The sequence below is a fragment of the Methylophaga sp. F7 genome, from assembly GCF_056863975.1.
In genome coordinates this window covers 2,635,810-2,661,650 of record NZ_CM166511.1, presented here as the reverse complement: position 1 = coordinate 2,661,650, position 25,841 = coordinate 2,635,810, and the positions used below count along the sequence as shown (strand labels likewise).

The window sequence follows — 25,841 nt, the reverse complement described above, 5'->3', positions numbered from 1 at the left end:
TTCTACAGATGCTGAAAAAACTTAATAGTCTTTCAATCCTCGCCATCCTCACTGCGGTGATGGTGGTGTGGATGTTAATCACCATATATAAAGCCGAAGATACCAGTGATGACTTTTCATTACTGTTTCCTGAATTATTTGAACAGCTAAGTGATGTGGATAAAATCACATTTAAAAGTGAGCAGGATGAATTCAGCCTGAGCCGTGATGATAAGCAATGGTTCATTGCGGATTATCATAACTATCCAGCCGATGAAGATTTGGTTAGAAGGATGCTGGTTGATTTGGCCGATGCCCGAATTCTTGAGCTGAAAACGGATGATCCTGAGCTGTATCCAGTATTGGGCGTGGAAGGTGCAGAAGATGGTGGCAGTTCATTTGTCATTAAATTATTCAAAGACCAGCAGGAAGTGGCCGGTCTGGTTCTAGGGGAAGCACGCGATTTAAGTGCGAACACCTCTGGTCCACAACAGTTCTATCTGCGCCGAGTTAATGAGGAGCGCAGTTATCTGGTTGAGGGGTACTTTCAGTTCAGTCCGATGATGCTCAACTGGATTGATGCGCTGATTATGGACATTGCACGTGAACGGGTTGCCAGAGTAGATATCATTCAGCCAAATGGCGATACTGCAACCTTAGTGAACTTAGGTCAGAAAGATAAATTTGGCACGCCGGAAGATCGTGAAGATACCGTATTTCGTTATGAACAGCTTGGCTATGATATTGCCGGGTCATTATTCCAAATGCGTCTGGAAGATGTTCAGCCAGTTGATGACTTTTCCCGTGGTGATGCTGAGATTGTTAGAGCAGAATTTCTTACTTATGATGGCTTAAAGGTGATTGCTCAGACATCGTTTAATGATGGTTTTTACTTTTCCACGTTCAAAGCTGAATATGCCCCGGATGCTGTGCCTGAAGTACCGGAAGCCATAGCCAGCCTTGATGTGTTAAAAACGCCTGAGCAAGTACAGCAGGAAGTCGCAGAAATTAATGACAAAGTTGAACCCTGGGTTTATCGCTTGGGTGGGTTTGTTGGCAACAACCTGATGCGTGCCAAGGCCGATATGGTGACCGAAAAGGATCAGGTTATTCCAATGCCTGCCAGTGGTTTTGGTCCGTAAGCCGCTATTTTGGAAGTCATAAAAAGCCCCTTAAACGGGGCTTTTTTTATATGTGTATAACCTTACTCTGCTGCGGCCTTATCCTTATCCCGCCATTCTTCCAGTAAGGCTTGAACGGTGATTGCGAGATCATCGGGGGCGAATTTGGCAATAAATTTATCGGCGCCAACCTTTTCAACTAATGCATTGTTAAAGGTGCCACTCATTGAGGTATGCAGCAAAATACGAATATCTTTCAGATTTGGGTCTTGGCGGATAGCCGTTGTAAGGGTGTAACCATCCATTTCTGGCATTTCAATATCGGAAATCAACATAGCGATATGCTTGCTGACATCAATGCCCTCGGCCGCCCATGCTTTTAATTGATCCAATGCCTGTTTGCCATCATTTACGATGGTACAACTGACTCCAATCTGCTCCATGGTGCGACGTATCTGATTGCGGGCAACACTGGAGTCATCTGCCACAAGAATGTGATGTTTATGGTCAGCATTGGCTTCTGCAAAACGAGTCACCAAATCAGCTGAAACCGTGTCATCAATGCCCAATACTTCTGACATGACTTTTTCTACGTCAATTATCTGGATCAGTTCATTGTCAATTTTGGTGACTGCAGTCATGTAATGCGATGAACCTGAAGCACTGGGAGGAGGCAAGATATCTTTCCAACTGACGTTGACGATGCGATCCACCTCACTGACAAGAAAGCCCTGCACGTTGCGATTATATTCAGTGATAATGACAAAATGCTCATGAGGATTCACGACGGGCCTTTTGCCTATACCCTGAGATAAATCAAAGATACTGATGGTTTTATCACGGATGCGCGCGGCACCCCGAACGACTGGGTGTGAATGTGGCATTTGCGTTAACGGAGGACAAGCAATAGCCTCGCGGACCTTAAATACATTTATACCGTAACGCTGGGTGCCTCCCAGCTTGAACAATAAGAGCTCTAACCGGTTCTGACCGGCTAGTTGAGTGCGTTGGTCAATACCATCGATCATGCTTGCCATAAATTTCTCCTGATTACTGCAAGAGTATAACGGCAGTAACGTTCATTTCTGAACCGTAATTATCGGAATGAAATTTGCAGGTCATCAAAGTGAGTTCATTTGCCGTGCATATTGCCGGAGGATTTTGATGTATAAATTATTATGTAGTGTATGTTTAGTGTTAAGTGTCAATTTGTTGACACTTACTGCCCAGGCTGACAATTTACAATCTTTGGCTGATGTGGAGCACACCGCATTCACTTATACTTTAGCCCAGGCGCAGACACGATTTAACAATCCCCAGGTTAGTGTGACACCATTAGATAAACGGTTACGCTTGCAGCATTGTGAAAAAGGGCTGGAGGCATTCAGTAATCGCAATATTGCAACTGCCGGTAATGTGACCGTGGGTGTGCGTTGTCAGGAGCCTGTGGCTTGGACAGTTTATATCCCCTTGCAAATCAAAGTAATGCGACCCATGGTGGTGATTGCCCGGCCCGTTTCAGCGAACCATGTTTTAACAGAACAGGATTTGCGGATTGAACAGCATGATATTGGCAAGCTTCGGCAAGGCTATATGGCAAATATTGCCGCTGTGGTGGGACAGCAAGCGAAATATTCACTGGGCTTGGGCACCGTTATTCAGAAAAATCATTTGCGGCCGCTGAATATCGTAAAAAGAGGTGAGTCAATTGTCCTGGTGGCTAGTGCAGGAACAATGGAAGTCAGAATGCAGGGCACAGCGATGTCTGATGCCAGCCTGGGGGATCGCGTTCGTGTGAAAAACCTCTCCTCAGAGAGAGTGGTCGAAGGTGTAGTAGATGGTCCAGGGGTGGTACGCGTTACAATGTGAAGAAAACTCTGGATCGAATCACATTATATTAAAGTTTTTTCAATTCGATCCGATAAACATTATAGAACCAATATGGAGACATTTTTATGTCGGATATTAATAATATAAAACCACCAACACAGGGTGGTGGAATCAACTCGACGCGAAACGTCAATGTTGAAGATAAACGTACAGAAAACGTATCAAATCAGGTCAAATCGAGTGGTAATAGCTCAACAGACAAGATCAGTTTGACAACCACGGCAACACAACTGCAATCTCTGCAACAGGAAATTGCCGCTTTGCCTGTGGTGGATGAACAAAAAGTGGCTGCTTTACGTGCGGCTATTGAAGATGGAAGCTATCAGGTTGATAGTCAAAAGTTGGCACGGAACATGATTGATTTTGAGGGTAACCTATAAAAAAGGAACCCTCCCATGGCTATGTCACCCGGACAACAATTGCACAGCGTTTTACAGTCTGAACTCAATATTGCCAAACAGTTAGCCGAGTTACTAGTCGCGGAGCGTCAAGCCCTTGCTCTATCGGATATCGTGACCATTACCGATATCAACAATAAAAAACAGCCGTTAATCATGAAGCTCGAACAGTTTAGCCGTCAACGTGATGCGGTATTAATTTCTACAGGCTTCCCTACCGGTAAACAAGGCCTTGAAGCGTTCATTGATAATCAAACGGAAGATGACGCATTGGCGTTAACGCTGTTGATAAAAAATCTAAAAGCAGTTGCCAAAGTCTGCCAGCAAAAAAATCAGGTAAATGGCGGCATCGTCAGTATTAACCGTCAGTATCTGCAGCGCGCTATCTCCGTTCTTCGAGGACGTGATCCAGAGTCGAGTGCTTATGGTCCGGGTGGTGAATATACCAGTGCAGTTGTTCGTCAACCACTAATTGGACGTGTCTGATCCTAGGTGGATATGAAAAATTAATAAGCCCTAAGGCGTTTCACACCACTGGGCTAACAGATCAACCCATACTGGATCATCGTTAAGGCATGGTATCAATTTTAATGAACGACCACCTGCCTCGATAAACACTTCCTCAGCTCTAATCGCAATTTCTTCAAGCGTTTCCAGGCAGTCCGTCACAAATGCAGGACACATGACCAGCACGTTTTTTGTGCCGTTTTGTGCCAGTTCAATCAAACGATCTTCAGTGTTAGGCCCCAGCCATTTGGCTCGGCCCAGTCGGGACTGAAAAGCGACTGAGTAATTGTCCGGATTGAGTTGGGCTTTTTCGGCAAAAGCAGCTGTGGTCGTCATAACCTGATGTCGGTAACAAGTGGCATGAGCCACATGTGGCTTACTGCAACAATCAGCCTGTTGCAGACAATGTTGGCCACTAGGGTCACGTTTCAAAATGTGCGATTCTGGTAAGCCATGATAGCTGAAGAGCAAATGGTCATGTTCTTCCATCAAATAAGGACGGGTTTGCTCAACCAATGCATTGATATAACCTTCTTCCTGATAGAAAGGTGGTTTGATCGTTAAGACAATATCCAGTTTATGCTTGGCGATGACCTGTTTGGCCATTTCAATACAGGTGGTTACGGTGCTATCAGCAAAATGCGGATACAAAGGAACGAAGAAAATCTCTTTAACGCCATCAATCCTGGCAAGTTTTAGCAAACCCGCTTCAATACTGGGGTTTCCATATCGCATAGCCAGCTCTACCGGCATATCAACCTGCTGTTGAACAGCTTTATGTAATTTTTCAGATAATACAATCAACGGTGAGCCGGTATCGGTCCATACACTCCGATAAGCTTCAGCAGAGGCTTTTGGGCGGCTAGGCAGAACAAAGGCACTGACAATAAAGCGCCTTAGCAACCAGGGTAGTTGAATAACATAGGGGTCCATCAGAAACTGATTTAAGTAGCGCCTTACGGAGGGTGTATCAGGCTGATCCGGTGAACCTAGATTTACTAATAAAACGGCACGTTGCGTCATAATAATTATTATTTTGAGTCAGAAGATTTAAGTACGTCGTTAAGCGCACTCTGGATATCAGTATAGAGAAATTCAAAGCCGGCAGCTTGAGCTTTTTCCGGGATTGCACGTTGCCCGCCCAGTAATAAATCAGCCATTTCTCCCATAGATGCTTTCAAAACACAGGACGGCACTCGAAAGAAAGCCGGACGGTTTAGCGCTTGGGCAAGTGCTTTGCTGAATTGCTGATTGGTAACAGGTCGAGGAGCTGCGCCATTATAAACACCTGTAAGCGAACGATTTTCAGCCAGAAATAAAAATAACCGACAGATATCATCGAGATGAATCCATGGCATATATTGCTGGCCGTCACTTATTGGTCCACCCAATCCCATTTTGAAGGGCAGCGTCATTTTGCTCAGAAAACCACCATTTGGTGCCACTACTAATCCAGTGCGAACGATAGCGACCCGGATTCCAAGAGATTCTGCAGACAAAGCGGCTTGTTCCCATTGTTCGCATAATTCATGACTGAACTCTGGTTTGAAACTACTACTTTCGGTAACAATCGTATCGTCTTGGTTTCCATACCAGCCTACTGCTGAGCCACTGATAAAACTATGGGGGAGGCTGGAGCGTTTGGACAATTTATCTATCAGGTCTCGTGTATAGTCGACCCGGCTTTTCAGTAATATTTGCTTACGGGCATCGGTCCAGCGTTTATCAACAATCGGTGCACCGGCCAGATTAATGACTACATCGATATGATGATCTAGCGGTATTGAATCGACGGATTCGAAACACTGCACCTGGGAACCAAGTATTTTAGCTGCTTTCTGACAATTACGACTTAATGCAAAAACAGTCTCGCCATTGTTTAAAAGTCTTTGACACAGCGCTTGGCCGATGAGTCCTGTTGCACCGGTTATTAAAAAAGCCGCCATGATAAATTCCTTTGAATAGTTATGATTATTCCTTGTATAGAGTCATAACAGCTGGCAAAGTTTACCAAGGGCCTGTTGATTTTTCATAACCACCACTGCTGGAGGCTATTTTTTTCGGCCAACAAGGCGGAAATGATGCGATGTAGTTGTTCTACATAAGTCATTTCCAACACCGTAGGGCGGAAAAATAGTCACAACCCAAAGGGCTGGGAAACATCGACAGACCCTGAGTAAAGATAAAACCAAATATTAAGTATTTAACGAGTAATTGATGGGAATTAAAGTCGGAATCAGTAGCTGTTTACTGGGGGAATCCGTGCGATTTGATGGCGGACATAAACATATGCGTTTATGTACCGACAGTTTGTCGCGTTTTTTTGATTTTGTTGCGGAATGTCCTGAAGTGGGTATTGGTATGGGAATTCCTCGCAAACCCATTCGTCTGGTTGGTGATGTGGATGCACCACAGGCAGTAGCCGTGCATGATTATAATTTGAATTACACAGAAAAGTTGACGGCCTTTGGCCAGCAAAAAGCCCATGAACACAATGATTTATGTGGTTATATTTTTATGAAAAACTCACCGAGTTGTGGGTTGTTTCGAGTCAAGGTGTATCAGGATAATGGTTATCCGGCGGCTGAAACAGGACGAGGGTTATATGCTGATGCATTAAAGAAAGCCCATCCATTGATGCCAATGGAAGAATCCGGCAGATTGAATGATCCATTATTACGCGAAAATTTTATCACTCGGGTGTTCGCCTATTATGACTGGCAGCAACTGGTTCGCAGTGGGTTAACCCACCATAAATTGATCAGCTTTCATTCACGTTATAAATATTCCTTAATGGCTCATTCACCGACACACTATGCCGAACTTGGACGGATGCTGGCGGATGCTGGAAATCATGAAATCGAAACTCTGGGAGAACGTTATTTCACTGAGCTTATGACGGTTTTATCAAAAATAGCCTCCCGGAAAACACATACAAATGTATTAATGCATTTGCAAGGCTATCTAAAGAAAAAGCTCTCAAGCTCTGAGAAGCAGGAACTTGCCGACATTATTAACCGTTACCGTACGGCAGAGTTACCACTGATAGTGCCGATCACATTATTAAAACATCATTTCAATAATCATCCAGATGCATATATTGCCAAACAGGCCTATCTGCAGCCATATCCTGATGCGTTGAGTCTGAGAAATACGATATAAATTGTGTACGGAAACTGGAAATCACAGTAAATTGAAATGATTACATGTCATTAATGATAGCGTCGTAAATCCGGTATTAGAAAAAACGCTTTTAAAAGAAGTAGCAGTAGGAATGTATGGTGAAGCGAAGTTGTATCATTTTCTAAAAATAGCTGAGATTGAAGCCAGTTCGGGATATCAGATATGCAGCGTAGGGATTTATTAAAACTCGGTTTATTAAGTACCGTTAGCAGCAAAACTTCAGCAATAAGCCAAACGGCATTGACGGGGCTGGTGTTGGATCCTGGTTTTGCCAAACATCATATTATGCCTCAACACCCAGAGTCTCCTGCAAGATATGAGCGTTTGCGGGATGAGCTGGAAGTCAGTGAGCTGCTATCCAAGGTCACATTGTTAAAACCCAAAAGCAATATTGAATCTGAATTATCGCTTATTCATTCAGCCAATCATGTAGCGTCAATAAAACGTCACGATCCCGAAGCGCATCAAGCTGCAATGTTGGCCACAGGAGGCGTACTGGTAGCGGTTGACGCGGTCTGTAAAGGTTTGCTGGATAATGCTTTTTGTGCTTCAAGGCCACCAGGGCATCACGCAACCAACACCGGAAAGGAAGAAGGGTTCTGCTATTACAATCATGTTGCTATAGCGGCAAAATATGCTCAAAAACGCTATAAGTTAAAACGAATTTTAATTGTGGACTGGGATTATCACCATGGAAATGGCACTGAATGGGCTTTTTATCATGATCCCTCGGTATTGTTTTTTTCAACGCATGACGCCGAAGCTTATCCTGGTACGGGGTCACCAGAGAAAACCGGCACTGGTTCCGGCAAGGGCTTTAATATAAATGTGCATTTGCCCTGTGGTTCCGGGGATGCAGAAATCATCGCTGCATTCGAAGAAAAACTGATTCCAGCGGTAACTGAATTTAACCCCGATTTGATTCTGATATCAGCCGGGTTTGATAGTCGGGAAGACGATTTGTTGGGATGTTATAAAGTTTCCGATCAGGGCTTTATCCAACTGACGGAGATCATGATGCAACTTGCCAAAAAGCACTGTGATGGCAGACTCGTTTCGGTACTGGAAGGGGGCTACAACCTGACAGGTAATGCCAAGGCCAGTGTGGCGCATTTAAAAACCTTGATGCAGATAGTTTCATCTGCTGAATAATTTTTGTGATTAACGGCACAGTTCGTGCTAATCCTTAATTGAAACATTTTAGTGACAAATATCAGTCACTTGTTGATTGGCAGCCCAAGCCCTTTTAAGGAGAAAATGATGAACGCTGTTGTTAAACTCAGAGATGAGAACGAGGCTGGTCTTGACCAGAATCAAGGAAAGCAATATCAACATCTGAATACCTATTATGACCCGACCTATAAGATTGGCTGGTTCATGATGAATGCCGCTCCCAGGCCATGTTTTACCCCTACCTTGCTGAATGAACTTTCGGATTATCTGGCGAATGTAAAAGCTGAGATGCAACAGAGTAATCATGAAAAATATGATTATCTGGTCGTTGGTTCCAGTGTTGATGGTGTGTTTAATCTGGGTGGTGATTTAAACCTGTTTACCTCACTAATTGAAAAACGTGACCGTGAAGCATTGCTGGCCTATGCCATTCATTGTGTTGATATCCTCTACGACAATATGTTCCATTTTGATTGTGACCTGACCACCGTCAGTCTGATTCAGGGTGATGCATTGGGAGGTGGGTTTGAAGCGGCCTTATCGAGTAATATTATTATTGCTGAGCGAGGCGTGAAGTTGGGTCTGCCAGAAGTGTTGTTTAATCTGTTCCCGGGAATGGGGGCTTATACATTGTTATCCCGAAAAGTCGGGGCGGCCAATGCTGAAAAAATGATTTTGTCGGGTGCTTTATATACCGCAGAAGAGCTTTATGAAATGGGCGCGATCGATATTCTGGCCGAAAAAGGTGAAGGTGAGCTGGCTTTATACAAATACATTAAAGCCGCCAAAAAATCTCCAAACAGCTATAAAGCGATGTCACGTATTAAAGATTTATGTAACACCGTGAGCTATGAAGAGCTTGTAGCAATAGCCAATATCTGGGCGGATGCGGCTTTAAATCTGACCAGTAAGGATATCCGGATGATGACGCGATTGGTGAATCGTCAGACTGCCAAATCAAACAGCGAAGTGTAACCTGACTTCACCATCACTGCTGTTTGGCGAGATACATCGAGGTGTCTCGTTGCTTTAAGTTTGCTTCAAAAAACGATTAGTAAGCTATCAGTCATTACTCAGGCTGGGAACACAGCCTAGTGATGAAAAATAAACAGGTCTTAATGATCCGCTTTTTGTGATTGCCCTTGAAGCTTAAGGGCAACTTCTAATTCGGTTAGCGTTTGTGTAAAAGCATGCTCCAGTTTTTCGGTCAGGCGAAGTAATTCAGCTGAGCCAATATCGAAAGGTTTAAATGATTCTCCCTGACGACAAAGCTCAGCAACTTTATTCGCACCTAATTCAGAAGATGAACCTTTCAAAGCATGCAGGCTTTCACGATAGGTCAGATAATCATCATGTGCTGATTGAAGAATCAATTGCAGGTGTTTGGTACCGTCTTCTTTATAACCATTTAGCAGAAGCTGTAAAAAGGCTTCACCGCCCCCTAGCTCAGAAAGTTCGAGCAAAACCTGATGGTCACACCATTGTTCTGATGAAACGGTCGATCGACCGTTAACTTTGCCGGGTTTTACATTGATTTGATGCTCCAGAGCCAGACGGGCAATGGATTCCAGCAATGAACGGGAATCTATTGGTTTGGTCAGAAACTCATTTGCTCCGGCTTCCAGACAACGTTGTTTAGCCTGAGGTGTTGCATCAGCTGTCAGAATGATAATAGGGATATCATGTCCAGTATCCATATAGCGCATGGCGCGGATAACTTCGGTTCCGCTGTAATCTGGCATATTCATATCCAGAATCAGCATTTCAATACTGTCAATTTGTTGACTTAGAACATCCAGCGCCTGTTCGCCACTACTGGCCAGAATTACCTGATGTCCTGCATGGCGAAGTATACCCTCCAACACCTGCTGATTGACCAGGTTATCTTCGGCGATAAGAATATTTAAAGATTTAGCATAGGATTGAGCTGCATAATGTTGAGCCAGGGTGATGACTTTTTCATCCTGAATGGCATGATTGCTCTGTGCTGCGTGGATGGCATTAAATAGAACAGGTTTTTCCTTAACATCATGCACAATCGAAATAAAGTGATGACGCAGTCTTGGATCCTGTTTACTGAAGTCTGATGGATTCAACAGGATCAGCGCGGTATTGGCGAGTAAAGGTTCACCATGGATCATATTGGCAAATTGAATCGGATCGATTTCATGCATACAATCCTGATCAATCATCACGGTTTGATAAGGCGATTGATTCTCTGCTGCTCGAATCAATACTGAAAATGCTTTGGCGGTGGTGTCGACATGTTGGTAATTCACTGACCAGTCATTGATAACAGGTTTAATAAGGTCATGCAGTGAATCGGTGCTTAAAATCAGCATAGGGCTCTCAGATAAAGTTAATTCATTTGGCTCATTGGCAGTGAAGGGCATTTCAAACCAGAACAGGGTTCCTTCACCCACTTCGCTGGTTACCCCAATTTCACCTCCCATCAACTCAACCAGCTCTTTGGCGATAGTAGTGCCTAAACCGGTTCCGCCTTTATTTAATGTATCAGGTGAGATCTGCGTAAAGTCATCAAAGATTCGTTGCAGAGCTTCCTGTGGAATCCCTATCCCGGTATCACTTACTTCAAAGCGAATCCACAAATTTTGATTTGATTTGCGAGTGATTGGTTGAGCTGAAAGTTTAACGGCACCCTGATCAGTAAATTTAATACTATTACCGATAAGATTGATTAAAACTTGGCGTAGATGTTGTAAATCACCATTTATCGAAAAGGGCAGAGCGGGGTCAATATAGCAATTAATGTGTAAGCCTTTACTGATTGCCATTGGCTTTTGCATGCCAATCACACTGTTTAACAGTTGGTGTAAATCAAAACTTTTATCGCTGATTAAAATCTTACCAGCTTCGATTTTGGAGATATCCAAAACATTTTCAATCAGGCTGAGCAGCGTATGTGCTGACGTTTTCATGATTTTAACAAAATCATGTTGTTGTTTATCCAGCTGGGTCTCCGCCATCAGATCTGCAATACCAATTACACCGTTAAGTGGCGTACGTAATTCGTGAGACATATTGGCCAGAAATCGACTTTTTGCTTCATTTGCCTGCTTTGACAAAGCAATTGCAACATGCAGTTTTTTGATCAGAAAAGCTGAATAAAGCGGAATGATAAGTAACAAAAACATCAGACTGTAACCAAATGGTTCATGCTGAGAGTGCTGCCAGTATTCACCATTGATAATGGCAAAGGAAAAACCGATGATGCCCACTATGAGGGAGATGTATAGGTAATTCACGCCATAACGGAAACCATTACCCAAAATCACCCAGAGATATAAAACGAACAAAAAGACACTCTGCTCACCCGCGATCAACATAACAATTGATAGCGCAGTCAAATCCAGCAAAATACCACAGACCCTTCTGATGGGGGATGGCCTCGGGTTGAGAATCAAAGCTACTGCAATGACGACTGCCAGTAAGTAATAGGCCAACGTAATCAGACTTGGCAGGCTGACAATATTATCTGAGAAGGTTCTGTCAGCGCCCCATGGCAAACAAAAATAAATTAATAAAGCGATACCCAGAGTGAGTCGGATTTTGATCGCTTGTTCCGGTTCGCTGTCACCCGTTTTGGGTATTTTATCTAAAAATCGCCCAAGCAGATTTCTTTCCTGTGGCTGTGCATAACGATCATTCATTGCTGGAGATTTAATCAGCATACTCGGCTTGAATTTGCTGGATTGCCTCTATCCGATCAAAAAACGCCTGAACACATCTTGGGTCGAGTTGTGTACCCGCACTTTGCTCAATGTAACGACAGGCATCTTCGTTTGACCAGGCTTTTTTATAGGGCCGTTCCGAAACCAATGCATCATAGATATCGGCGACAGAAACGACTCTGGCAATAAGTGGAATTTCTTCGCCCTTTAACTGAGAAGGATAGCCTTTTCCGTCATAACGTTCGTGATGGTGCAATGCGATGATTGCACCAATATGCATGTATTTCGATTGACTATCAGAGAGTATTTCATGACCGATAGTGGTGTGCGTTTTCATGACTTCCCATTCTTCCGGATCCAGCTTGCCAGGCTTTAGCAGAATGTTATCAGGAATCCCGATTTTACCGATGTCATGCATGGGAGCGGCATATTCAAGATCTTCGCATTGCTGTTCATCGAAAACGCCTAATGCTTCAGCAATAAAACGGGAGTATTTCGCCATACGAATAACGTGATTCCCCGTCCCTTCATCACGGTATTCACCCGCCTTGGCCAGACGAATAATGGTCTCTTTTTCACGCAGAATAATCTGTTCAGTGGCAATTTCTACCTGACGTGCCAACCAATTGGCACGGTCTTCAATGATCAGGTGTTGCTCGTGCATCTGTAAAAGATTACGACAACTGGTACGACATTCAATTTGATCAATGGGGCGGGTTAGGAAGGCAGTAGCCCCGGCATCCAGTGCGTCATAACGCACGGCTTTTTCGCTGACGACGGTAATCATCATGATGGGAACGCTTTGCAAAGCAGGCATCTGGCGCACACGACGAATAAATTCGATGCCATCAATTTCCGGCATACGATAATCCGTTACAATTAAATCGGCCTCATGTTGACTCAGCCATTCAAGTGCCTCAGTAGAGTTACTTAACGCCGTGACGTGAATATTTTCACCAATTTGCTGGACTATCTTTTCTAAAATAGTTCTGCCGGTTGATTGATCATCAATGATCAATACCTCTTTGGTCTTCTTAAGAATGCTCAGTCTCCTTGCTGATTCATAAGGTTTTAAATTGCCAGGACGACCATATTGGTTTGCCAAGACACTTTCCTCATCAAGCTTGCCCTTCCGTCACATCCCTGCTTTGGCAGTTTTATTAACAGAAGTCATATCCTTGAATCCGTGTCTGTTATTTTGTTTAAATACAATCGTTTCTTATTTCCGCATTATGCTGACAGAGTTCGTAGCTGTCCATTCTATTTACGTTTCGAGCGTTCTTAAATGCTTTTTGATGCTCCTCAACAACGACTGGATAGTGTTTTGAATGACGCTCAATTAATTTCAAAGATAATTAATTCTGGCGAGACCGTTTAAACTTTTCACGCATAATTCACATTCAAAAACGGACTATATGTTGATGAAAGCATTATTACTTATTGCCCATGGCAGTCGACGCCAGCGTTCAAATGATGAAGTTATTGCGCTGGCTGAAAAACTAAAAACGGAATGTGCCGAACATTACGATATCGTGCAAGCCGCATTTCTGGAACTTGCCGATACATTGATAGCGGATGGGATTGAAAACTGCGTGCGTGATGGCGCCAGCCAGATAACCGTCTTACCTTATTTTCTAAATTCCGGACGTCATGTAACCGAAGACATTCCTCATGATGTAGATGCAGTTCGTGCTGACTTTCCGAATGTAGACATTCAAATTGCTCAACATATTGGCGCATCAACGGCCATGATCGATATGTTAAAAACTGCTGCGGTAAATCGAGTCTGATATTAGCTAACGTAATGAGGATAAAGCTTTGCCTGAGTTATCTATGGCAATCAAGGTTTTAAGAACCTGGAAGCAATAATCATCGAATCTTCAGATCTCTCACGCTCAACCTGCCAGCCTTGAGCCAGAATATAGTCCAATGCCTGCTGATGACTAGCAAACTGCTTATCTAACGTCTGCCGTTCACCATCAATATTCTGATGAATGATAAAAAAAGGTTCGCTTTCAGAACCAGCTCTTTCAATGCGGCATTGTGGAATGGATGACATGTTATCGCTCCAGTACTCGTCATAATTAAAATCAGTGATCACATTAATATTCTATGAGAACCAGTATAGGCTTTCTGCAAAACTGGTACATCAGCCTTTCTTGTAAACACAAAAGCCCATTCAAAGGGGGCTTTATGTTAAAGCGGATGGCGATTAGTGAGTGCAAACACACACATCACTTCAAAGCCGCAACGCATAGCTAAATTGTCGGGTTGGGTCCACATGTTAATAATTCTTTAGGTGAAAAAAGTGATTATTACACTACGCATCCTACTCTGCGCTCATACTATTCAATAGTGAATCATGCTCTTAGAATCTCGGTATTTTCCTTGTTTATGAGATATTGCATAGGGTCAATTAATAAAAGTTGTTTGTCGTTTTTTGGCTGGTGCTAAAGCATGAATTTTTTTTAATTTCTTTTGAAATAATTACAAAAATGATTAGTAAGGTCATTTTCGATACTCTGTTTTTATAAAGGAAGGCATCAAACTTATATAAGTAACGTATTGAATTTTAAGTATAAAAGTTTTTAAAAATAAATCTTTATCAGCTTGGTATAGTACTTGCGTTATCTACAGTGAAGTACATTGAAACGTTAAAACGTTTTAATTTGAGCTAATTTATTAGCCGAACTTGGATAGATAAAAGGAGAATGAAATGTTTAAAAAACTATTTCTTTCAACTGCTATTGTCACTGCATTTGCTGCAGCTCCTGTTCTAGCAGGTAATCAAAATGATACTAACCCGAATGATCCTGAATGGGAGAGAAAGGGCGACCGAGTCGTCAATACTAATCGGGATCAGAATGGAACCAATCAAAAAAATAATGATAAACACAACAAACAAGATGGAACCACCAAAAATTATGATGATGTCAGTCATGGTGATAAAAAGGTGACCCCTGATCGCAAAGCGTATGACAAAGAAAACCACAATAAAGATAGTATTAAAAATCAGCAGCACCCTGCACATGAAATGGGTGAAGGGGACGAAACTCCCTATGAAGGTCAGTGATTCAAATCTGACCTTGTCCAAATTAAGAAACAATCTTTCAGAAAAATAAGATTAAGCCCAAGGATTACGATTTATCGATTTTCCCTTATTTCAAAGGAATTTCGATATTTATAACGCCTTAAAAGTGCGCTGCAATGGCGAACATGGTTAGGCTTATCATTGCCGTTAACAGCGTTACTTTCTATATTTTTGAGTTTTTCTGATGTATATCCTGGAGGTATTCGATGAAAAATATAAATTTCCTAACATTCACAGCTTTTTCTTTATTGGCAACTCCTGTCATCGCAGAAAACCCTTATGCCAAAGACGACAATAGTTGGATCAGTATTAATGGGGAGGTAACTTCTGTTTCGGCGGATGAGTTTGAGCTGGATTATGGTGATGGAACGATTACGGTCGAAATGGATGATGGTGACCGAGATGCTGATGGCTACAAGCTTTTAAGAGGTGATAAGGTCAGGGTTTCAGGACTTATCGAGGATAGCTTCTTTGAAACTACGACTATAGATGCCAGTAGCGTTTACGTAAAAAATATTGATACGTATTTCTATGCCAGTGCTATTGATGATGAATATTACGGTTATGACGTGGTATCGCCGCTAACCACCGACACCTTTGTTGAAGGTACTATCACCAGCGTAAGCGTTGATGATGAACAATTTACTTTAGACACGGGCCTTCAGATGTTGACCGTTGAGGTAGATGAACTTCTTTCCAACCCACTAGATACTGAAGGTTATCAGCAATTAGAAATAGGTGACAGAGTCAGGGTCAACGGTGAGATTGATTATGACTTTTTCCAAGGCCGTGTTTTTGAAGCAGATTATGTCACTAACATTTAATTGAATCCTTCTTTAAAAATTAAAAATACGAAGGTTGGATTGTCATAACAATGTTGTGGCAATCCTCTTCGTCACTACCTTATAGACTTTTCTTATATTTTTAATTTTAAAAACTATTACCCATCACAGTATTAAATACTGTCGAAAAGAATAGTGTTATTACTTTAAATATTTAAAGCATTTTATATCTTGAAAAACAGAAATTAATTTAAAGGAGTTAGCTTATGAAAATTTCAAATAAACTAACATTTATTGCGTTTACCTTGTTTTCAGCTTCCGCTTTCGCTCAAAATCCGTATGCAAAACCAGATAATAGCTGGATTAGTATTCATGGTACGGTCACATCGGTATCTGCAGATGAATTTGAGCTGGATTACGGCGATGGACTGATTTCAGTAGAAATGGATGATGGCGATCGTGATGCTGATGGCTACAAGCTGCTTAAAGGTGATGAGGTAAGAGTTTCAGGCACAATTGATGATGACTTCTACAAGCTCACCACGATCGAAGCTGGCAGCGTATATGTCAAAAATATCGATACGTACTTTTATGCCAGTCCGATTAATGAAGAAAACTTTGGCTATGATGTGATTTCACCTAGCGTTAAAGACACGGTTATTAAAGGCACTATTACCAGTGTCGACGTAGGTGGTGATGAGTTTATGCTTGATACCGGTCTTCAGGAATTAACTGTAGAAGTTGATGAGCTAGTCTTGAATCCTCTTGATGACGAGGGATATCGTCAACTAGACGTCGGTGACCGAGTGAGTGTGAACGGTCAAATTGATAACGACTTATTTGAAGGACGGGTATTCGAAGCCGATTATGTAACCACACTTCAAAGCGCTTCATAACCCCCCTTCCATTACTGGGATTGTCATTATGACAATCCCTTTTTAGATGTAATTTGCTATTTAGTTCATTGTTATTGATCACAGTAGATTCAGAGGCTGAGTAAAAGAATCTCATCGTATATGTAAATTTTGGAAACGATAGAATTTTTCAAAGTCTGCTGAAAGCGAGAAATGTCCTGTTTTGCAGCGAAATGATTAAGAGGCTAAAAGAATTAAGCACTTATTTAGAAAATATTTGAATGAATATCACGGGGAGATTTTATGCGAAATACTCACATTATGACTCTCGCAGTCTTTGCTCTATTCAGTGCTTCGGCTGTTGCGGAAAATCCATATGCAAAAGAAAATAATAGTTGGATCAGTATTAACGGAGAAGTGGATTCGGTTTCTACCGATCAATTTGAGCTTGATTATGGTGAGGGTAACATCACAGTAGTAATGGAGGATGATGACCGAAAAGGTTATCAGCTTAAAAAAGGGGACGAAGTCAGAGTATCGGGTCTTATGGATGATAATTTCTATAACGAATCTGTTATCGAAGCGGGCAGTGTGCACGTCAAAAGTGCGAATACCTATTTTTATGCTGGAGCAATGGATGAACAAGACATCGATTTCACAGTTATGTCTCCTAAAGTCAAGGATACCGTTATAAAAGGTCACATTACCAGCGTAAACCCGGAGGAAGAGAAGTTTACTATTGATGTTGGAATTCAAATGTTTACGGTGGAAGTGGATGAACTCCGGAACAATCCATTAGATAAAAAGGGATATCCTCAATTAAATATCGGTGACAAAGTAAGTGTTAACGGCAACATGGATAACGATTTATTTGAAGGTCGAGTATTTGAAGCGGTTTCCGTAACTAAAATTTAATTTTTCAGCCGTAGATTGCTGATGTGTTACTCAGTTTAACTGGATATTTATTAGCTATTCTGCCCAATCAAATGGATAAAGCTGATGGGTAGAAAAGAACCAATAACTTGAATTAATGATCTATTTCAAAAAATAAGGAGTTACTTATGACAGACACTACTCTTAATACTGGACCTTATGTCTCCAACCATTCCACCTTGACAGCCATCATTGCTGGCACCGTGGTGGCACTTGGACTAATGGTAATGTTTACGCTTCTCGGCCTGTCAATAGGCATTGCTAGTCTAGAGGCGATTGGAGATGGCCTGGGAATTGGCGCAGCAATTTATATTGTTGTGACCCAACTAATTTCGCTGGCTGTTGGTGGGTTTGCAGCAGCCCGCTTTATGACAACATTTGATATAAATTCAGCTGCATTGGCCGGCTTGGCGGTTTGGGCGTTAACCACGCTTACGGTCGCGTATATGGGCCTCAATGCTGGTACATCAGCCATCAGCACGTCCTCATCTCTTGTGGCGCAGACAGCTAAAACATCAGCTGGGGCCGTGAAAGCTATAACACCGGAAGATATTTCGCTACCAGATATGTCAGAGATATCCGGTTCAATCTCTATGGCCGATTTGCCACCTCAGCTTCAGCAAGCGCTGCAGGAAGCTGGCGTGACTCCCTCGCAACTTCGTGCTGAGGCACGAGAAGCCTTCCGAAATGTGATTAGTCAGCAGGAAATGAACCGGGCGCGATCGCTGGTCACTGCCACACTGTCTGATATCGTGGCGCAGCCCTACACATTCTCGGAAGAAATGAACAATTTATTAGATCGGTTAGTGATTGGTGAAAATGCCGTATTCAACGAAGAAGATCTAAACCAAGCTCAAAACACGTTGGAAACGCGTCTCGGGATCACACCTGCCCAAGCCCAAGAATTAGTAAACGAAGTGCAGGATGTTTTTAACTCAGCTGTGGAAACTTTGCGTCAAACTGTTTCTGAATTACAGGAACAAATAATTGCCGAGGCTAAAGATATTCAGGATGCGGTCGCTGCGGCTGCACTGTGGCTTTTTATTGCCTCTCTTCTCGGTCTTGGAGCGGCAACTGCTGCCGGTGTGTTTGGTCGCCGTTCAGTAGTATAAAATTATGTCACGTTAACTATTTTAAAGATTTGCTGTGACACCAAAATGGCGAATGCAGAATAGTTAGTCAGATCCTTTCTAACCCACTGCACAAATGTGCAGTGGGTTTTGTTTTTCTAGCGGTTTAGAAATTTCGGTTCATGGTTTTCGAATAGAACCCAACTCATAAATTTTTATCGGTAACTGCCCCTTCAGATGCTGAAGAGACGGTTTTGGCATATTTAGCTAAAACTCCGCGGGTATAGCGGGGGGAATTGGTTTCCATGCCAAGCGTCTTTTTTCGATATCGCTATCACTCAAATGAAGGATGATTTCAGCCGTTTCTGCATCAATGGTAATTTGATCACCGTTTTCAATCAGCGCAATCGGGCCGCCATCAAAAGCTTCAGGAGTTATGTGTCCGACTACAAAGCCGTGACTTCCACCGGAGAAACGACCATCAGTTATTAAGGCAACATCATTACCAAGACCTTTGCCGATAACGGCTGAAGTAGGGCTAAGCATTTCCCGCATGCCGGGACCGCCTTTCGGGCCCTCATAACGGATAACGATGACATCTCCTTTCACCACGGTGCCATTCAAAATATCCTGCTGTGCCTCCTCTTCAGAATGAAACACCCGGGCTTTACCGGTAAAACGTAACCCTTCCTTACCGGTGATTTTAGCGACAGCACCCTCTGGGGCTAAATTACCTTTAAGAATGACCAGATGGCTGTCTTTTTTGATGGGCCGGTCAAATGGGCGGATGATGTCCTGACCGGCAGGATAGGGCGCTACATCAGCCAGATTTTCCGCCAGGGTTTTACCTGTTACGGTCAAGCAATCGCCATGTAACAAGCCACGATCCAAAAGCTCTTTCATCAACGGCTGAATTCCCCCGATGGCAATCAGTTCGGACATCATGTATTTGCCGCTTGGGCGCAGGTCAGCCAGTACCGGGACTTGACTGCCGATCCGGGCGAAATCATCTAATGTGAGCTCAACATCCACCGCATGGGCCATCGCCAACATATGTAAAACGGCATTTGTCGAACCTCCCAGCGCAATAAGTGTAGTAATGGCATTTTCGAAGGCCTGGCGGGTCATGATGTCGGTGGGTTTAATGTCGTGTTCGAGCATATACATCACTGCAGCGCCTGCCCGGCGGCAATCCTCTGTTTTGGACAGAGACACAGCTTCTTGTGCCGAACTGTTTGGCAGGCTCATACCCAATGCTTCAATTGCTGAAGCCATGGTGTTGGCCGTGTACATACCGCCACATGAACCCGCACCGGGAATAGCCGTTTTTTCAACTTGCTGCAATTCAGCAGACGTCATATCTCCCCGGGCATGTTGCCCAACTGCCTCAAATACAGAAACAATATCGGTATGACCAGCACCGGGTTGTATCGTACCACCATAGACAAATACTGCCGGTCGATTGAGGCGAGCAAGGCCAATCAGACAGCCCGGCATGTTTTTATCGCAACCGCCAATTGCGATCAGTCCATCAAATCCCTGGCAGCCAGCGACGGCTTCGATCGAATCAGCAATAACTTCACGGGAAACCAATGAATATTTCATGCCAATAGTGCCATTAGCAATGCCATCAGAAATGGTAATGGTGTTGAATATAACCCCTTTACCGCCTGCTTCGTCCGCTCCCTGGCAGGCAAAATCGGCCAGTTGATTAATGTGCATATTGCAGGGCGTGACCATGCTCCAGGTGGAGGCGATACCTATCTGTGGTTTTTTGAAGTCCGCATCATTGAAACCCACGGCACGTAACATCGCTCTGGCAGGAGATTTGCCAGTACCGTCTACCACTATTGATGAATATTTGCGTGTATCTGTCATTGCCTGACCTTTTAAAACGGTTAATAGATAAAACTGACTCTCATCCAATATGAGGAGAGCCCATCACGGAAAATGAAATCCACTTTCATATGATTCAACTTAGCGAAAGACCTTATCAGTTCCTGCTCTAAACAGACAGTTAGAAACTATTCAGATTCACAATGAAGCCATCACTCAACTCCGCATCAAAGCATAGCCAATATTAAGAGAAATGAACTTAGGTTAACAAAAAGGTGGGCGCAAATTACATTGTCAGTGTGCGAAAGCGCACAGACACTTCACCATGAATAAGAGCATGCTGATTCGTGCTTCGAACGTCCAAGCAAGCACCACGTCGAGGCCGCAGCACCCGGTATGTTAAGCCGGACGAGACAGGAACCTGAAAATGAAATCTACAATGAAAAATAACGAGATCTCCAGCGAACCGCGCACCATTATGCGGACCTTGAAAGACTATCGCACACCACGTATCGCCCGCAGTATCATTGAACTGCTGGTTACATTGGTCCCTTTTGCTCTTCTCTGGACGCTATCCTGGGCGACACTGAGTGCCGGACACTGGCTTGGTCTTCTGATCACTATTCCTGCCGCGGGATTTCTTGTTAGGTTATTCATGATCAAACATGACTGCAGCCACGGTGCCTTTTTTCTTCAAAAAGGGCCAATGAATGGGTTGGACGGATAATCGGCGTGTTGAACCTGACTCCCTTCGACTTCTGGCGTCACACCCACAGGCACCATCATGCGCATTCCGGTAATCTCGATCGTCCGCGTATTGGTGGCATCGATACCCTAACGGTTGAGGAATTTCGAGCTTTGCCTCGCAACAAGCGACAACGTTACCGATTCTATCGTCATCCTTTGGTGCTGTTCGCTCTCGGCCCAGCGTATCTATTTCTGCTCGACAATCGACTGCCAGTAGGTTTCATGCGTGCAGGGTGGATGCCATGGCTGAGTACCATGACCACCAATGTGGCGATTCTGGTCATTGTTGCCACGATGATGTGGCTGGTTGGTATCGGCCCCTTCCTCATGGTGCAGTTGCCAATCACGCTGATTGCAGCAACGATAGGCGTCTGGCTCTTCTATGTTCAGCACCAATTCGAGCACACCTACTGGGAGCACGAATCCAACTGGACTTTACAAGAGGCCGCACTGCACGGTAGTTCACACTACGATCTGCCTCGCATTCTGCGCTGGTTCACTGCCAACATCGGGATTCACCATATTCATCACCTCAGCAGTCGAATTCCCTTCTATCGTCTGCCCGAAGTCCTCCGTGATTATCCCGAACTGCGTGAAATGGGTCGTATTACCCTTAAGCAGAGCTTCGCTGCTGTGCGTCTGGTCCTGTGGGACGAGGAGAAGCAGCGACTTGTCAGCTTCAGAGAGGCAAAGGCCTAATCTGACGGGAATACGCTTTGCGCGTAGGGTAAATATGTTAGGTTCGAACTTGCATTTAGGCGTGGTCGGGCTTCGAGTTTATTGGATATTCTCCTATCATATTTCTGCCACCGAAATATTGCTATAAAGCTTTAACCTAAGCGTTAAAGCCAAATCTAAGGTTTATACTGGAAGTGCCCCTGTTATAATTGCTGCCAATTTCCCTATAGCTCAGATGGATAGAGCGTCCCACCTCCTCCAAAAAATATTCCGCTTCATGTCTATGGTGCCGTTATGCATCGTAAAACTATAAAGTTATTAGGTGCTTAGCGTAAAGTCCAGCTAGACTGCTTGAATGACTGATCATAGTTCAACAACACACTTAATTTCCTGCGCTAACAAAAACTCAGAAAACGAACGCAATGAAATACAAACTTTTGAATACATGTATGTGTCTGTCACTTGGTTGTGTGATCTAATTGCGTGTAACCAACGTTAATAGGATACGATTAATCTTTAAGTAGGAGCCATTATGTGGTTTAGTTCGAAAGTAAATCGAAAAGAGTTGGCAGAACAATTAGTTATCACACATCAAACAGCCGCTGTTGTGGTTGATAGTGATCGTAATCTTATCGCTTCCAATCCGGCATTTAGCGAAATAGGCCGTAAACTTAACGGTTTAGACCGCAATGGTGTCTTAAAGTCCTTGATTGATCATTATGATAAAGCTAATAAAACCATTGCTTTTGATGATTTTCATCTACGCCAGCATATTTTCTCGTTGACAATTAAAGGTCTCGAGTCTTGCTCACTTTATCTTTTTGAACCTTTACCTGAGAAACTCTTAGGTGAACAAGCTTGGCAACAACTATTAGCTTTTAGTGAAAATATTTATGCTGTTTTTGATAATCACAATAATTTAGTCACATCCAATATAGATTCGGTTGATGCTGATGAGATGTATTCTGTTTTCGATAGTCCGCAATTGTTGAAGGCTTTGCAAAACGCCATCAAGATTACAGATCGAAAACTTCGCTTATCTGAGAATGATGATTTTTATTATCAAGTAACCCACTCCACTCTTGATTCTGATAGCGGCCCGTTATCAGCTTTCTTATTATCTAAACAAACGCAACTTGCTGACTACAAGCAGTTCGAAATGTTATCCAAAGTAGTAAGTAACACAAGTACAAGTGTATTGATCACTGATAAAAATGGGTTTGTCGAATATGTTAATCCCGGTTTTGAAAAGCTTTCAGGATTAACACTTGCAGAAGTAAAAGGTAAAAAGCCTGGAGTTTTATTACAGCGTGAACAAACTGATACAGACACAATTAAGCGGATTTCTAAAAAACTTAAAGCACGAGAGCCGTTTTATGAAGAGATCTTAAACTTTACCAAAGAGGGTGTGCCCTATTGGATTGTGTTGTCAGTGAACCCAATTTTCAATGAAAAGGGGGAACATACTGGGTTTGTTGGCGTGAGTTCTGATGTCCGTGAAATTAAACGTCTGGTCTTAGAGCAAATCAACCAAAAAGATGCTATTAGCAGTCATTCGGCGGTGATGGAGTTTAATCAAAGTGGGCAGTTCATTTCAGCTAATCAGTTTACTTATGAACAATTAAACATTGTCGACGAAGTGCAAGTGCAGTCATTACTGGGAAATTTGAAAGATCATTTGGACGAGCCTCGCAAACAATTGATCGAAAAAGGTGAACCCACCGCGGTGATGATTAAACTGGCTCATCAAGGTGGTGAAGTAATTTTAGAGTGCATAATCTCAGCAATAACAGATTTAAACGGCAATATTTCTAAGTACATTGTGTTTGGTAGCAATGTCTCTTCTCGAAATAAGCTGGTGGCTGAAACTCATCTTTCTATGTCGAATGTGTTAAGTAAAATTCAAGCCACAGTAAAGACAATAAATGCAGTAGCCGATCAAACTAATCTGTTAGCGCTTAATGCAGCCATTGAGGCAGCAAGAGCTGGTGAAGCTGGACGAGGATTTGCGGTAGTGGCGGATGAAGTGCGCAACCTTTCGAAAAAATCGAATGAAGCAGCGGTTCAAATTGGTCAACTGATTAACGAAACTCAGTCGCATGTTGACGAGCTGGCTTCTTTTTTAAGTGAGTAATGTTTCTATACCGAAGAATATTGGTAGCGTCAGCGCAAAGTTTATTCATTCTCAGCTCAAATGCTTGTCCGACCCGTTAAGCAGGTGATCAAACACTCTAACGCTAGTGCAAATGACGTTTCAATTCAGATTAGGAAATCTCAAAAGCTATACCTAAATCCCTAATACTAATAGTTGAAACCCTGACGATTATAATTGCCGACAATGACCCTTTAGCTCAGATGGATAGAGTGTACTCAAGCCGATTAGCTAAAGATCATTTTCAAGGGTCCAGTTTTTTAGTTCTTCAAGTATTGTCAGGGCATTCAATCCTCTAGCCGCAATTTTGTATTGGACCGCGACAGGTTTGCTTGAGATCACATCTCTGGTGATCAGTTTATTTTCTTCCATTGCCTTCAACCTCTCTGCCAGGACTTTTTTACTGGCCCCGGCAAGTTGTCTCGCAATTTCATTAAAACGCATGGGCTGATCTTTCAGGTGCCACAAAATGGAGCCTGTCCATTTATTACCGATAATTCTCATTCCCCTCTCAACTGGGCAGGGTTTATAACAAGTCTGGTGGTTTTCTCTCATAGTTATTTGTAGGTTACAAAAAGTTAACTGGTTGACTATTGTAACCTGAATGTTAGTTTGTATGTTTAGACAAACTAGAGAGCAGACATGAAAGGTAAATCAATTTTCGTCGAAGCGGGTGGTGGCTTTGATAAAGTTAGCGTAGAAGAAACAGAAACAATCTCGCCAGGTGACAGCGAAATTCTGGTCAGACTTCATGCTAACTCGCTTAATTATCACGATTATGCGGTCGTCAAGGGGCTCTGGCCTGCATCAGAGAAAAGAATACCTATGGCTGATGGTGCCGGTGAAGTAATAGAGGTGGGACCAAACGTGACCGAATTTAAGGTCGGTGATAGCGTTGTGAGTACGTTTTTCCCTTCTTGGTTAAACGGTGAACCAGTCGTTGATGGTTTCTCAACTGTTCCTGGCGATGGAGTAGATGGTTACGCAAGAGAATATGTCACGGCAAAGGCTGAAGCTTTCACCAAGTCACCCTCAGGTTGGTCTCATACAGAATCTGCGACGTTGACTACAGCAGCCTTGACAGCATGGCGGGCTTTGTTCGATTTTAATCAGCTCAAATCAGGTGATACCGTTCTTCTTCAAGGGACTGGTGGTGTATCCATCTTCGCTTTACAGTTTGCCAAAATGGCAGGCGCCAAAGTGATTGCCACTTCATCCAGTGATCAAAAACTCACTAGGTTGAAGGAGCTGGGAGCAGATCATGTGATCAATTATAAAAAAGAACCTAACTGGGGCTTTTTAGCCAGAGAACTCAATGATGGAAAAGGTGTTGACCACGTCGTTGAAATTGGTGGTGCTGAAACATTGGAGCAATCTCTAAACGCTGTACGTATCGCTGGCCAAATTTCGTTAATTGGTATTCTTTCTGGACAGACTTGCGATATAAATATTGTGAAGACTTTTGTGAAACAGGTTAGGCTTCAGGGCGTTCTTGTTGGTAGCAGAGTCCATCAGCAGGAGATGATTAAAGCTATCGAGGCTAATCAGCTAAAACCAATTATTGATCGTACTTTTGCTTTAAAGGATATTGTCAAAGCATTTGAGTACCAAGAAACGAATCAGCATTTTGGTAAAATTTGTTTAGAGTTTTAAATGAAATAAAAAAGCCCTTGAGGTGGGGCTTTTTTAATTTATTAGCCTCTCAACCACCGATAGAATGTTTCAGAATTCGTCGGTCTAAAATAGCCCTGTTAT

At 43.0% G+C, this 25,841-nt stretch carries 23 protein-coding genes and 2 pseudogenes; 17 read left to right on the top strand and 8 right to left on the bottom strand.

Annotation, left to right across the window (positions count from 1 at the left end; translation table 11 throughout):
• Positions 1–8: 8 nt before the first annotated feature.
• Entirely contained in the window at positions 9–1,121 is a 1,113-nt protein-coding gene (locus tag AC08OG_RS13385; RefSeq protein WP_482929726.1) for a DUF4340 domain-containing protein, read from the top strand.
• Positions 1,122–1,183: 62 nt separating this feature from the next.
• Here AC08OG_RS13385 and AC08OG_RS13380 read toward each other — a convergent pair whose 3' ends face one another.
• Positions 1,184–2,137, bottom strand: a complete 954-nt coding sequence (locus tag AC08OG_RS13380; protein ID WP_292356400.1) for a chemotaxis protein CheV — start codon at positions 2,135–2,137, stop codon at positions 1,184–1,186.
• Positions 2,138–2,264: 127 nt separating this feature from the next.
• Between AC08OG_RS13380 and flgA the strand changes: the two genes are divergently transcribed.
• The 3 genes from flgA to AC08OG_RS13365 all read left to right on the top strand — a co-directional run bounded on the left by flgA (position 2,265) and on the right by AC08OG_RS13365 (position 3,874).
• The gene (gene flgA / locus AC08OG_RS13375; protein WP_292356398.1) at positions 2,265–2,969 is read left to right on the top strand and encodes a flagellar basal body P-ring formation chaperone FlgA; all 705 of its coding nucleotides are present in this window, start codon (positions 2,265–2,267) and stop codon (positions 2,967–2,969) included.
• Positions 2,970–3,055: 86 nt separating this feature from the next.
• Positions 3,056–3,370, top strand: coding sequence for a flagellar biosynthesis anti-sigma factor FlgM (gene flgM / locus AC08OG_RS13370; protein ID WP_292356397.1), 315 nt, complete (start codon positions 3,056–3,058; stop codon positions 3,368–3,370).
• A gap of 15 nt (positions 3,371–3,385) precedes the next feature.
• A complete protein-coding gene (locus tag AC08OG_RS13365; RefSeq protein ID WP_292356395.1) occupies positions 3,386–3,874 on the top strand; it encodes a flagella synthesis protein FlgN in 489 nt (162 codons plus the stop codon).
• A 30-nt stretch (positions 3,875–3,904) separates the two neighbouring features.
• On the opposite strand, the gene hemH is transcribed toward AC08OG_RS13365, so the two are convergent.
• Positions 3,905–4,918: a ferrochelatase gene (hemH, locus tag AC08OG_RS13360; RefSeq protein ID WP_292356393.1), complete on the bottom strand. Its 1,014-nt coding sequence runs from the start codon at positions 4,916–4,918 to the stop codon at positions 3,905–3,907.
• 8 nt (positions 4,919–4,926) lie between these two features.
• A complete protein-coding gene (locus tag AC08OG_RS13355; protein ID WP_482929725.1) occupies positions 4,927–5,841 on the bottom strand; it encodes a TIGR01777 family oxidoreductase in 915 nt (304 codons plus the stop codon).
• A 271-nt stretch (positions 5,842–6,112) separates the two neighbouring features.
• Here AC08OG_RS13355 and AC08OG_RS13350 point away from each other — a divergent pair, with 271 nt between their 5' ends.
• The 3 genes from AC08OG_RS13350 to AC08OG_RS13340 all read left to right on the top strand — a co-directional run bounded on the left by AC08OG_RS13350 (position 6,113) and on the right by AC08OG_RS13340 (position 9,226).
• The gene (locus AC08OG_RS13350; protein ID WP_439504180.1) at positions 6,113–7,057 is read left to right on the top strand and encodes a YbgA family protein; all 945 of its coding nucleotides are present in this window, start codon (positions 6,113–6,115) and stop codon (positions 7,055–7,057) included.
• A gap of 183 nt (positions 7,058–7,240) precedes the next feature.
• Positions 7,241–8,230, top strand: coding sequence for a histone deacetylase family protein (locus AC08OG_RS13345; RefSeq protein ID WP_439504181.1), 990 nt, complete (start codon positions 7,241–7,243; stop codon positions 8,228–8,230).
• A gap of 105 nt (positions 8,231–8,335) precedes the next feature.
• Entirely contained in the window at positions 8,336–9,226 is an 891-nt protein-coding gene (locus AC08OG_RS13340) for a crotonase/enoyl-CoA hydratase family protein (protein WP_439504182.1), read from the top strand.
• 140 nt (positions 9,227–9,366) lie between these two features.
• Here AC08OG_RS13340 and AC08OG_RS13335 read toward each other — a convergent pair whose 3' ends face one another.
• Entirely contained in the window at positions 9,367–11,943 is a 2,577-nt protein-coding gene (locus tag AC08OG_RS13335; protein WP_482929724.1) for an ATP-binding protein, read from the bottom strand.
• The gene (locus tag AC08OG_RS13330; RefSeq protein ID WP_292356381.1) at positions 11,933–13,048 is read right to left on the bottom strand and encodes an HD domain-containing phosphohydrolase; all 1,116 of its coding nucleotides are present in this window, start codon (positions 13,046–13,048) and stop codon (positions 11,933–11,935) included. Before AC08OG_RS13330 ends, AC08OG_RS13335 begins: the two co-directional genes overlap by 11 nt.
• A gap of 316 nt (positions 13,049–13,364) precedes the next feature.
• Between AC08OG_RS13330 and AC08OG_RS13325 the strand changes: the two genes are divergently transcribed.
• The gene (locus tag AC08OG_RS13325) at positions 13,365–13,733 is read left to right on the top strand and encodes a sirohydrochlorin chelatase (RefSeq protein WP_292356379.1); all 369 of its coding nucleotides are present in this window, start codon (positions 13,365–13,367) and stop codon (positions 13,731–13,733) included.
• 50 nt (positions 13,734–13,783) lie between these two features.
• On the opposite strand, the gene AC08OG_RS13320 is transcribed toward AC08OG_RS13325, so the two are convergent.
• The gene (locus AC08OG_RS13320) at positions 13,784–14,002 is read right to left on the bottom strand and encodes a hypothetical protein (protein ID WP_292356377.1); all 219 of its coding nucleotides are present in this window, start codon (positions 14,000–14,002) and stop codon (positions 13,784–13,786) included.
• 657 nt (positions 14,003–14,659) lie between these two features.
• Here AC08OG_RS13320 and AC08OG_RS13315 point away from each other — a divergent pair.
• The 5 genes from AC08OG_RS13315 (at position 14,660) to AC08OG_RS13295 (ending at position 18,715) form a co-directional block, all read left to right on the top strand.
• Positions 14,660–15,016, top strand: coding sequence for a hypothetical protein (locus AC08OG_RS13315; RefSeq protein ID WP_439504186.1), 357 nt, complete (start codon positions 14,660–14,662; stop codon positions 15,014–15,016).
• 224 nt (positions 15,017–15,240) lie between these two features.
• Positions 15,241–15,858 carry a hypothetical protein gene (locus tag AC08OG_RS13310; RefSeq protein ID WP_482929723.1) on the top strand — a complete coding sequence of 206 codons (618 nt, stop codon included), beginning with the start codon at positions 15,241–15,243 and terminating at the stop codon, positions 15,856–15,858.
• Between the two features lie 224 nt (positions 15,859–16,082).
• Positions 16,083–16,712 (top strand): single stranded DNA-binding domain-containing protein, encoded by a 630-nt coding sequence (locus tag AC08OG_RS13305; protein WP_482929722.1) that lies wholly within the window; start codon positions 16,083–16,085, stop codon positions 16,710–16,712.
• Positions 16,713–16,973: 261 nt separating this feature from the next.
• Positions 16,974–17,585 carry a hypothetical protein gene (locus tag AC08OG_RS13300; RefSeq protein WP_482929721.1) on the top strand — a complete coding sequence of 204 codons (612 nt, stop codon included), beginning with the start codon at positions 16,974–16,976 and terminating at the stop codon, positions 17,583–17,585.
• A gap of 146 nt (positions 17,586–17,731) precedes the next feature.
• Positions 17,732–18,715, top strand: coding sequence for a kinetochore Spc7 family protein (locus AC08OG_RS13295; RefSeq protein WP_482929720.1), 984 nt, complete (start codon positions 17,732–17,734; stop codon positions 18,713–18,715).
• Positions 18,716–18,878: 163 nt separating this feature from the next.
• On the opposite strand, the pseudogene ilvD reads toward AC08OG_RS13295, so the two are convergent.
• Positions 18,879–20,551 (bottom strand): annotated as a pseudogene (gene ilvD / locus AC08OG_RS13290) (dihydroxy-acid dehydratase).
• A gap of 385 nt (positions 20,552–20,936) precedes the next feature.
• On the opposite strand from ilvD, the gene AC08OG_RS13285 reads away from it, so the two are divergent.
• The 3 genes and pseudogenes from AC08OG_RS13285 to AC08OG_RS13275 all read left to right on the top strand — a co-directional run.
• Positions 20,937–21,236, top strand: coding sequence for a hypothetical protein (locus tag AC08OG_RS13285; protein WP_482929719.1), 300 nt, complete (start codon positions 20,937–20,939; stop codon positions 21,234–21,236).
• A 5-nt stretch (positions 21,237–21,241) separates the two neighbouring features.
• A complete protein-coding gene (locus AC08OG_RS13280) occupies positions 21,242–21,955 on the top strand; it encodes a fatty acid desaturase (protein WP_482929718.1) in 714 nt (237 codons plus the stop codon).
• 511 nt (positions 21,956–22,466) lie between these two features.
• Positions 22,467–23,996: pseudogene (locus AC08OG_RS13275) on the top strand (PAS domain-containing protein); the annotation flags it as partial.
• A 321-nt stretch (positions 23,997–24,317) separates the two neighbouring features.
• Here the strand turns inward: AC08OG_RS13275 and AC08OG_RS13270 are convergent.
• A complete protein-coding gene (locus AC08OG_RS13270) occupies positions 24,318–24,590 on the bottom strand; it encodes a winged helix-turn-helix transcriptional regulator (protein WP_292356362.1) in 273 nt (90 codons plus the stop codon).
• Between the two features lie 138 nt (positions 24,591–24,728).
• Here AC08OG_RS13270 and AC08OG_RS13265 point away from each other — a divergent pair, with 138 nt between their 5' ends.
• Entirely contained in the window at positions 24,729–25,739 is a 1,011-nt protein-coding gene (locus tag AC08OG_RS13265) for a zinc-dependent alcohol dehydrogenase family protein (protein WP_482929717.1), read from the top strand.
• Positions 25,740–25,841: the final 102 nt, after the last annotated feature.